The 253-nt window shown below is 73.1% G+C and carries 1 protein-coding gene; it reads left to right on the plus strand.

The window, feature by feature from the left end; translation table 11 throughout:
* Window positions 1-253 (plus strand): FAD-dependent oxidoreductase (locus I71_RS08830; RefSeq protein ID WP_042693952.1); only part of this gene is annotated, 253 nt, incomplete at both ends.

The raw sequence follows: 253 nt of genomic DNA on the forward strand, positions 1-253 counted from the left end.
CTTCGACGACCGCCTGACCGCCGGCGGCCAATTCGCGCTGCTGGAAGGGGCGTGGCGGGCGCTGCCGGGCATCGCCGAGCTGCCGATCGAGGAGTCCTGGGCCGGCTTCCGCCCGGGCAGCCGCGACGATGCGCCGATCCTGGGCGAAAGCGGCATTCCCGGCCTGATCCACGCCACCGGCCACCACCGCAACGGCATCCTGCTGACTCCGGTGACCGCCGATGGCATTGCCCGGCTGGTGCTGACCGGCGAG

Source organism: Azospirillum sp. B506 (assembly GCF_000333595.1).
Lineage (GTDB): Bacteria > Pseudomonadota > Alphaproteobacteria > Azospirillales > Azospirillaceae > Azospirillum.